The sequence below is a fragment of the Bacteroidales bacterium genome (genome assembly GCA_012517825.1).
In the GTDB taxonomy this organism is placed as follows: Bacteria; Bacteroidota; Bacteroidia; order Bacteroidales; family JAAYUG01; genus JAAYUG01.
Genome location: JAAYUG010000179.1, coordinates 1 through 8,355 on the forward strand (window position 1 = coordinate 1; position 8,355 = coordinate 8,355).

An 8,355-nucleotide genomic window follows, 5' to 3' on the forward strand; every position below is an offset into this window, starting at 1 on the left:
GCGGTAACTGTTTACCGTCTGGCCCATGCCTTGCATGAACTTGGTGTTCCGGTTATGCCGCGTATGATGACGGAATATGCCCATTCACGTACCGGCATCGACATCCACCCTGCAGCCCGCATCGGCAGGAAATTTTTCATTGATCACGGCACCGGAGTTGTCATCGGAGAAACTACAGAAATTGGTGAAGATGTAAAAATCTATCAGGGGGTTACCCTCGGAGCACTGCATGTTGATAAAAAACTCAGCGACCGGAAACGGCATCCGACCATAGGTGACAGAGTAATTATCTATGCCGGCAGCACCATCCTTGGAGGAACTACTGTGATTGGCCATGATTCCATCATCGGAGGGAATGTATGGCTTACGTCAAGTGTTGACCCGTACACAGTAGTATACAGAAAACCAAAAGTAATGTACCGTAACCAGAAGGGATTTTCTGAACCTATTGACTGGGTTATTTGATAATAACAAGGAAATATACTATGAAAATTGAAGCTACCTTAAACACTCTTTTGGTCTGCCGATTTTGTTGTACCGGCCTCAGGTTGCCGGTATACTGAAAAACATTCAACAATTTTTACCCAATCTGTGTTTTCCTGGCACAGAAGCAGAAATTCAAACGATATGATTCTTACAAAACAAAAAAACAGTTATGAAAGCACAAACGATACTTGATACCATAGGTAATACCCCCCATGTTCGCATCAACCGGCTGTATGAAAAGGGATATGAAGTATGGATGAAACTGGAAAGGGGAAATCCGGGAGGAAGTATTAAGGACAGAATTGCACTCTCCATGGTAGAAGATGCAGAAAAGAAAGGCATCCTAACTCCCGGTGCGGTGATTATTGAGCCAACTTCAGGCAATACGGGAATAGGATTAGCCATGGTTGCCGCTGTTAAGGGGTACCGTCTTATTCTGGTGATGCCGGAATCAATGTCAGTGGAGCGAAGACGCATCATGGCCGTTTATGGTGCGGAATTTGAACTGACGCCCCGGGAAAAAGGGATGCCGGGAGCCATAGCCCGGGCAAAAGAACTGGCACTGGCCATTCCTGGCGCATGGATTCCTTCGCAGTTTGACAATGAATCCAATATCCGCATCCATAAAGAAACCACCGCCCGCGAAATTCTGGCAGATTTCCCTGACGGTTTCGATGTGCTCATTACCGGGGTCGGAACCGGTGGCCATATAACCGGCGTTGGTGAAGTGCTGAAAAGGAAATTCCCTGCTCTCAAAGTATTTGCCGTGGAACCTGAATTGTCGCCCGTCATCAGCGGAGGTTCGCCTGCACCACATCCCATTCAGGGTATCGGAGCAGGTTTTATTCCGCAGAATCTTCACCGGGAAATCCTCGATGGTGTAATTACCGTGTCAAAAGAAGAGGCATTTGAGTTTGCCCGGCGCGCTGCCAGGGAAGAAGGCATCTTTATCGGCATATCCTCCGGGGCCTCTTTGGCGGCCGTAAACAAAAAACTGAAAGAATTCAGCAAGGGCACCCGTATCCTTACTTTCTGCTACGATACCGGAGAACGGTATCTTTCAATCGATGGGCTTTTCTGAATCTTCCGGGTTCGGGATTCTGAACTGACAAAACGGAAAGGGAGAAACTGCTTCTCCCTTATTCTTTACCATTTTCCTGACACTTCAGAACCACCGATTTTTCGTATTTTAGTGCCCTGAAAGACATCCAGCGTATGAAGATTGCAGTCGATTTTGACGGAACAATCGTTGAAAACAAATTCCCCGGCATCGGCAGGGAGAAGATATTTGCCTTCCGTACCCTTCGGGAGCTTCAGAGACAGGGACATCAGATTATCCTCTGGACCTTCCGTACCGGAAAACAGCTCGAAGAAGCCGTCGAATTCTGCCGCAGGCATGGAGTTGAATTTTATGCCGTCAATAAAAGTTTTCCCGAAGAAGTATTTGATGAAACCGTTTCGAGGAAAATCGATGCCGATATTTTTATCGATGACCGCAACCTGGGTGGCTTCCCGGGCTGGGGAGAGGCATGGCAGATTATTACGGGAAATGGTAGCCGCGGTCAGACAGAGTATCCGTATCAACCTATGCCCTTCTGGAAAAAGATTCTTCTTCGGCTAAGCAAATGGTAAACCTATATTCACTATTTATGATCAGTCGCATTCAATTTCTCGCAGCATTGTTACTGCTTCCGCTTTTGAATTCCTGTCACGACGGGCCGTCTCGGGTTGTCCCCACAGAAGAACGAAACCAGAAATCTGCTGCCAGAATTTCCATACTGGAACCACTTTCAGGAACCCGATTCACGGAGAAAGAAACGGTTACCATCAAAGCTGTAACTGATACAGGATCTGTGGGATGTGACAGCCTTCAGCTGTTGCAGGGAAACGTCATTCTGGCCACCGGCAAAGGGCCCTCGCTGATGCATACCTGGCAAGCCGGATCGGCAAGGTTCGGAAAAAACCGGCTGTACGTAAGAAGTTACAAAAACGGAACGATTACAGGTTCAGCACAGGTTATGATCATTGTCTTACCCGCTTCCCCTCCCTCAGAAATAAAAGCCGAAGTGGTGCGGAAATATCCTCATGACAGTCTTGCTTATACCCAGGGATTATATTACGAAGACGGTTTTCTTTATGAAAGCACCGGCCAGTACCGACGTTCAAGCCTGCGGAAAGTTGCGCTTACAACAGGCGAAATTCAGCAGTCAGTTAATCTTCCTGACGATGTTTTTGGGGAGGGGCTGGCCGTTTTTGACGGGAAAATACTTCAACTCAGCTGGAAGAATAAGATTGCGTTCCTCTACGACAAGGCTACCTTTCAACTCCTGAAAAAAGTCCAGTATCCTATTGATGAAGGGTGGGGCCTGACCTGGGACGGCAATTTCCTCTGGATGAGTGACGGATCAGAAATCCTCTACAGAATGGACCCTGAAACTTTTGCCGAGGCAGGCGAAACAGAAGTATATGATCACCAGGGAGCAGTGCCGCAACTTAATGAGCTTGAATATATTAATGGTAAAATTTTCGCCAATGTTTACGGGAAAGGTTTTATTGTAATCATTGACCCTGAGACCGGACGTGTGGATGGGAAAATCGATCTTGGCTGGCTTATACCTGAACGGTATAAAGGCAATTACGACAAGGTACTGAACGGGATTGCATGGAACCCGGCCAACGGACACCTTTTTGTTACAGGAAAGGAATGGCCATATATATATGAAGTAAGGCTTTCCAAACAAGTGAAGTAGCAGAATCCCATTGCTTCGAATTCCAGGTTCAGCGTCTGCTTCGGGATAACTGATATTTCAGGGGACAATAACCCTCAGGGCTGATGGAACCACTTCGAAACGAAACGGACTTGTACCGAGGGACTCTCCGTCAGCTTCCAGATTGACCGGCGGATTGGACGTAACCTCAATGGAACGTGTTCTGAAAATTTCCACTTTTTTATTGCGCTCAATTTGTCCGTTAAACAACAGTGGGAGGTTTCGTATGACTTCCCATTTTCCTATTTTCCGTATCAGGGTTACATCCAGAAGGCCGTCGTCGGCTATGGCATAGGGAACCGTAATCATACCACCCCCGTTGTACTTTCCGATGCCAATACTAATGTCAAAATACTCTCCCTTGCGCTCCCTGTCTTCGGCAATGATTTGAAAACGGGTACTCCGGTAGGAAAAGAGGGTGGTAAGAAGATACCAAATGTAGATCATGGAACTGCTATGGCCTTTCATTTTCTCCCGGTTGGTTCTTTTAACCACCTCAGCGTCAAATCCAATACCAGCCAGATTGACAAAAAACCGTTCAGCGGAGTTTCCGTTGGTCCCGAAAGTGACCTTACAGACATCCTGAAGGCGGGTCTTTTTTTCCTTCAGAACCCTTACAGCGCCGGCGAAACTGGCGGGAACAGAAAACATACGTGCCCAGTCATTTCCTGTTCCAACCGTAATCATGCCAAGATTGATTTCAGTCGCAGGGCGTTTTTGCTGACGGAGAATCCCATTGGCTACTTCATTCAGTGTTCCGTCACCACCTACCGCAACAATATCTCTGTATCCCTTGGCAATTCCTTCTTCTGCCAGGCTGATAGCATGCAGGGGAGCTTCGGTGAGCACCGGATCAAACGGAATCCCCTCTTTTTGAAGCAGTTTTTTTATCCCGGGCCATTCATGTTCGCCCCGCCGTCCACCTGCATTGGGATTGACAATAACCAGCCAGTTTCTTTCAGTCACCTTGGTTTTAATTTTGGCCGAAAAATAGTTTTTTTTCATTAGAAAATCTGAAAAGCGGTGTTCTATGTTTTTTGTTATTTTTGCTTGTTAATAACCTGTTGGCAATTCAGGATCCAAATGTTTACAATTCCATATGATTCAACATTTGCCAATGGGGATTAAAGTAGTATTTTTGGGGTTCCAAAATTCATTATAATGGGAAAAGTAATAGCTATTGCCAATCAGAAAGGCGGAGTAGGAAAAACAACGACTGCCATAAACCTGGCTGCCAGTTTCGCTGTTCTGGAGAAGAAAGTTTTGCTGATTGATGCTGATCCTCAGGCAAATGCAACTTCAGGTTCAGGTTTCGACGTACGGAATGTCAAAACAGGTATTTACGAATGCCTGATTGATGAGCAGGATCCCCGCGCAGCCGTTTTGCACACTGAGATTGAAGGTTTCGACCTGATTCCTTCCCATATCGATCTGGTTGGTGCTGAAATTGAAATGCTGAATATGCCCAACCGGGAAAAAATACTGAAGGGTGTTGTAGCCAAAATCAAGGATGATTATGACTTTGTCCTTATTGATTGTTCTCCTTCGCTGGGATTGATTACCGTCAATGCCCTTACGGCAGCCGATTCGGTTCTGATACCGGTGCAATGTGAATATTTTGCTCTGGAAGGGCTGGGTAAACTGCTGAATACCATAAAGATAATTCAGGGCAGGCTTAATCCTGAGCTGCAGATCGAAGGATTTCTCCTTACCATGTATGACCCCAGGCTGCGCCTTTCAAACCAGGTGGTTGAAGAGGTGAAAAAGCATTTTCAGGATATGGTTTTCGATACCATTGTTCAGCGAAATATTAAACTGAGCGAATCGCCCAGTTTCGGCAAACCAGTTATTACCTATGATGCTGAATCAAAGGGAGCTATTAACCATCTCAATCTTGCCCGCGAAATTATGCAGAAGAATGAGATGACCCTGATGAGTAATGCAGAAAAAGTTATCGGATAGGCATAATAAAACGATGTTCCATGGCAGCAAAAAAGAATGCTCTTGGTCGTGGTCTTGGTGCTCTGATTGATTCCGAAGAGGAAAAGGAACAAATTGTCCGGTCGGTTGCCGGGATTACTGAAATTCCTGTTGATCAGATTGAAACAAACCCATTTCAGCCCCGTACAGGCATGGATGAGGAATCGCTGGCTGACCTGGCCTCTTCCATTGCCAAGCTGGGTATCATTCAGCCGATAACCGTCAGGGAACTGGGTGAAAACAGATACCAGATCATCACCGGAGAACGGCGCTGGAGGGCGGCAAAAATGGCCGGTCTTGAAACAATTCCTGCCTATGTACGGAAAGCCGATGACCAGGGAATGCTTGAAATGGCCCTGGTGGAAAACATTCAGCGCGAGGATCTTAATGCCATCGAAGTGGCTATTAGCTACCAGCGGCTGATTGAAGAATGTAAGCTTACACAGGAAATGCTGAGTGAGCGGGTCGGTAAAAACAGGGCTACTATATCGAATTATCTCCGTTTGCTTAAACTTCCGGCCGAAATACAGCTTGGGCTCAGGGAAAACCGCCTTTCCATGGGGCATGCCCGCGCACTGATAACCCTGGAAGATCAGGAAATCCTTATGAAAATTTATAACAAAATCATTCATGAGGACCTTTCTGTCCGTAAAACGGAAGCACTCGTAAAAAAACTCACGGAAGCCAAACCTTCTGAAGAACAACCGGAAGAAGTTCCCGCCGCCTACCATGACCTTCAGGAACATTTGTCGCGTTTCTTTGAAATACCGGTTGAATTCAAACGGAGCAATAAAGGAAACGGCCGAATCGTTCTTCACTTCCGTAATGACGAGGAACTTGAAAAAATTATCGCTATCCTTGATCGTCTTAACCGTTAAAAACGGCAAAGACCTGTTTCACTTCACCTTTTACCGGAAGAAATACACATTGTTGAAGCCCGTTGTTTTTTTCATTTCGTTCCTGGTTCTTGCCGGAAATTTCCCCGGTTTGGAAGCATCCCTTATTGCCCAGGATACGGTTCCCCGGGCAACAACTGATTCGGTTCTCTTCCGTCATTCCCCCCGGCGGGCCATGATGCTGTCTGCCGCATTCCCTGGTCTCGGGCAGATTTATAACCGCAAATACTGGAAAGCGCCCCTGGTATACATCGGATTTGGCACCCTGGCATATTTTGTTGATTTTAATAATAAGAAGTACCAGCATTTTAAGAAAGCCTACCTTTATAAAATCGACGGAGACCCTTCTACGGTTGATATGTATGAGCAATATACCGAACAGTCGGTACAAAATGCTATGAACACTTACCGAAGATGGCGCGATATGAACCTGCTGGGAACAGCTGGTTTTTATGTTATACAGATTATTGATGCAACCGTTGATGCTTACCTGTTCGAATATGATATCACCCCTGACCTTACCATGCATATTGTTCCTGATTTCAGACAAATTGATTATCTTGCAGCCCGCAGTGCAGGCATACGAATCGTGTTTAACTGGAAATGATGAAACACCCATGTTTTGCAAACACAAATACCTGTGAACAAAAATCAAATCATGGGTATTCCCCGGCTTTGGCGGGGCAGGCTATTCGACCTTTGAAAATAAATTTTGTTCGGATGAAAAAAAGAGGTCTTTTAATTGTTTTTGCTGTTTTGTTTCCCTGGCTGGCGTTTGCCGGACTGCCTGGACGGGATACAGCCGATGTTGACATTCCCGATACCGTTCTCAATCTGGATGCCAACCTCGACAGTATGCTCAACCTTTGGTATGCAGGGCATTATCAGTCAATCGAAAATTTGAGTGAGATTGATACCACCGTTGTTGATTCCCTCATCTCTTCGCTTCCGGACTCAGTTATCATTAACCGTCTGGCGCAGATTCCTTCTGTAGTTCCGCTGGCCTACAATCACATTGTACGCCGCTACATTGAAATGTACAGCCGCAAACGGAAGGATCTTATGGCTGTCATGCTGGGCTTATCAGAATACTATTTCCCTCTGTTTGAACAGATACTCGACTATCATCAGCTGCCCACCGAGCTGAAATATATGACGGTTATTGAATCGGCGTTAAACCCTCGTGCCTACAGCCGGGCACGTGCAGTTGGTTTATGGCAGTTCATGTATGGAACCGGTAAAAAGTATGGCCTTACCATCAATTCGCTTGTTGACGAAAGAATGGACCCTTATAAATCGACCATTGCTGCCTGCCGTTTCATGTCAGATTTATACAGCATTTTCAAAGACTGGACCCTGGTAATTGCAGCATACAACTGCGGGCCTGCCAACGTAAACAAGGCCATACGAAGAGCCGGAGGCAAGACAAATTACTGGGAAATTTATTATTATCTTCCCCGTGAAACCAGAGGATATGTACCTGCATTTATTGCTGCCACCTATGTTATGAATTATGCCCGTGAGCATAACATAACCCCTGTAAAGCCTGAATTACCTCTTCCTCTGGATACCATTATGGTTACCAAACCCCTGCATCTTGGACAGGTGGCCGAAGTACTCAACATACCCATCAAAGCGGTACGTGACCTGAATCCCCAATACTTCCGCGACATTGTGCCTGCCTACGAGAAGCCTTTCCCCCTTACACTGCCCATGTCGGATACTTATCGTTTCATTGATGTGGAAGACAGCATTTACACCTATAAGGATTCTGTTTTCTTTAACGCGAAACTGGTAAATTACCCGGCTTCAAGGATAAAAGGATATATTCCAGGCCCACCGGATAATAGTTCTACGGTGTATTACAGAGTTCGTTCAGGCGACAACCTGGGATCAATTGCCATGCGATACAATGTGCGGGTCTCAGACCTGATGTACTGGAACGGACTTCATAACAGCCGAATCCGTGCAGGCCAGCGGCTGGTCATCTATATGTCTAGAAAAAAAGCCAGCCATTATGCATCTTCCGAAAAAACAACTCCTTCCCAGCCGGCAATCGGAACGGCCACCAGTGAGGAAGGCTTTATACTATATACCGTTCGGCAGGGAGATACCCTCTGGGATATTGCAAAACTTTATCCGGGGATCTCAACCGATGATATCCTCCAGTGGAACAACCTCAGCGATCCTTCCAAACTCAAACCGGGACAGGTTATTAAAATAAA

8 protein-coding genes and 1 pseudogene are annotated in these 8,355 nt (G+C 46.2%); 8 read left to right on the forward strand and 1 reads right to left on the reverse strand.

Features of this window, described 5'->3' with window-relative positions; translation table 11 throughout:
* The 4 genes and pseudogenes from GX419_12475 to GX419_12490 form a co-directional block, all read left to right on the forward strand.
* Nucleotides 1–465: serine acetyltransferase (locus GX419_12475; GenBank protein ID NLI25510.1), on the forward strand; the 465-nt coding region annotated here is incomplete at its 5' end.
* 190 nt (nt 466–655) lie between these two features.
* On the forward strand, nt 656–1,567 hold the full coding sequence (gene cysK / locus GX419_12480; protein ID NLI25511.1) for a cysteine synthase A: 912 nt from the start codon (nt 656–658) through the stop codon (nt 1,565–1,567).
* A 134-nt stretch (nt 1,568–1,701) separates the two neighbouring features.
* Nucleotides 1,702–2,028 (forward strand): annotated as a pseudogene (locus GX419_12485) (hydrolase).
* Between the two features lie 476 nt (nt 2,029–2,504).
* The gene (locus GX419_12490; GenBank protein NLI25512.1) at nt 2,505–3,236 is read left to right on the forward strand and encodes a glutaminyl-peptide cyclotransferase; all 732 of its coding nucleotides are present in this window, start codon (nt 2,505–2,507) and stop codon (nt 3,234–3,236) included.
* A gap of 57 nt (nt 3,237–3,293) precedes the next feature.
* Here the strand turns inward: GX419_12490 and GX419_12495 are convergent, their stop codons facing one another.
* Nucleotides 3,294–4,220, reverse strand: coding sequence for a diacylglycerol kinase family lipid kinase (locus tag GX419_12495; GenBank protein ID NLI25513.1), 927 nt, complete (start codon nt 4,218–4,220; stop codon nt 3,294–3,296).
* A gap of 195 nt (nt 4,221–4,415) precedes the next feature.
* On the opposite strand from GX419_12495, the gene GX419_12500 reads away from it, so the two are divergent.
* From GX419_12500 to GX419_12515, 4 genes are all read left to right on the forward strand, one after another.
* The gene (locus tag GX419_12500) at nt 4,416–5,216 is read left to right on the forward strand and encodes a ParA family protein (GenBank protein ID NLI25514.1); all 801 of its coding nucleotides are present in this window, start codon (nt 4,416–4,418) and stop codon (nt 5,214–5,216) included.
* A 20-nt stretch (nt 5,217–5,236) separates the two neighbouring features.
* On the forward strand, nt 5,237–6,112 hold the full coding sequence (locus tag GX419_12505) for a ParB/RepB/Spo0J family partition protein (GenBank protein NLI25515.1): 876 nt from the start codon (nt 5,237–5,239) through the stop codon (nt 6,110–6,112).
* Complete coding sequence (locus tag GX419_12510; GenBank protein ID NLI25516.1) at nt 6,093–6,737, forward strand: hypothetical protein; 645 nt, start codon at nt 6,093–6,095, stop codon at nt 6,735–6,737. The genes GX419_12505 and GX419_12510 overlap by 20 nt, the downstream gene beginning before the upstream one ends.
* A gap of 113 nt (nt 6,738–6,850) precedes the next feature.
* Nucleotides 6,851–8,355 (forward strand): LysM peptidoglycan-binding domain-containing protein (locus GX419_12515; GenBank protein ID NLI25517.1); only part of this gene is annotated, 1,505 nt, incomplete at its 3' end.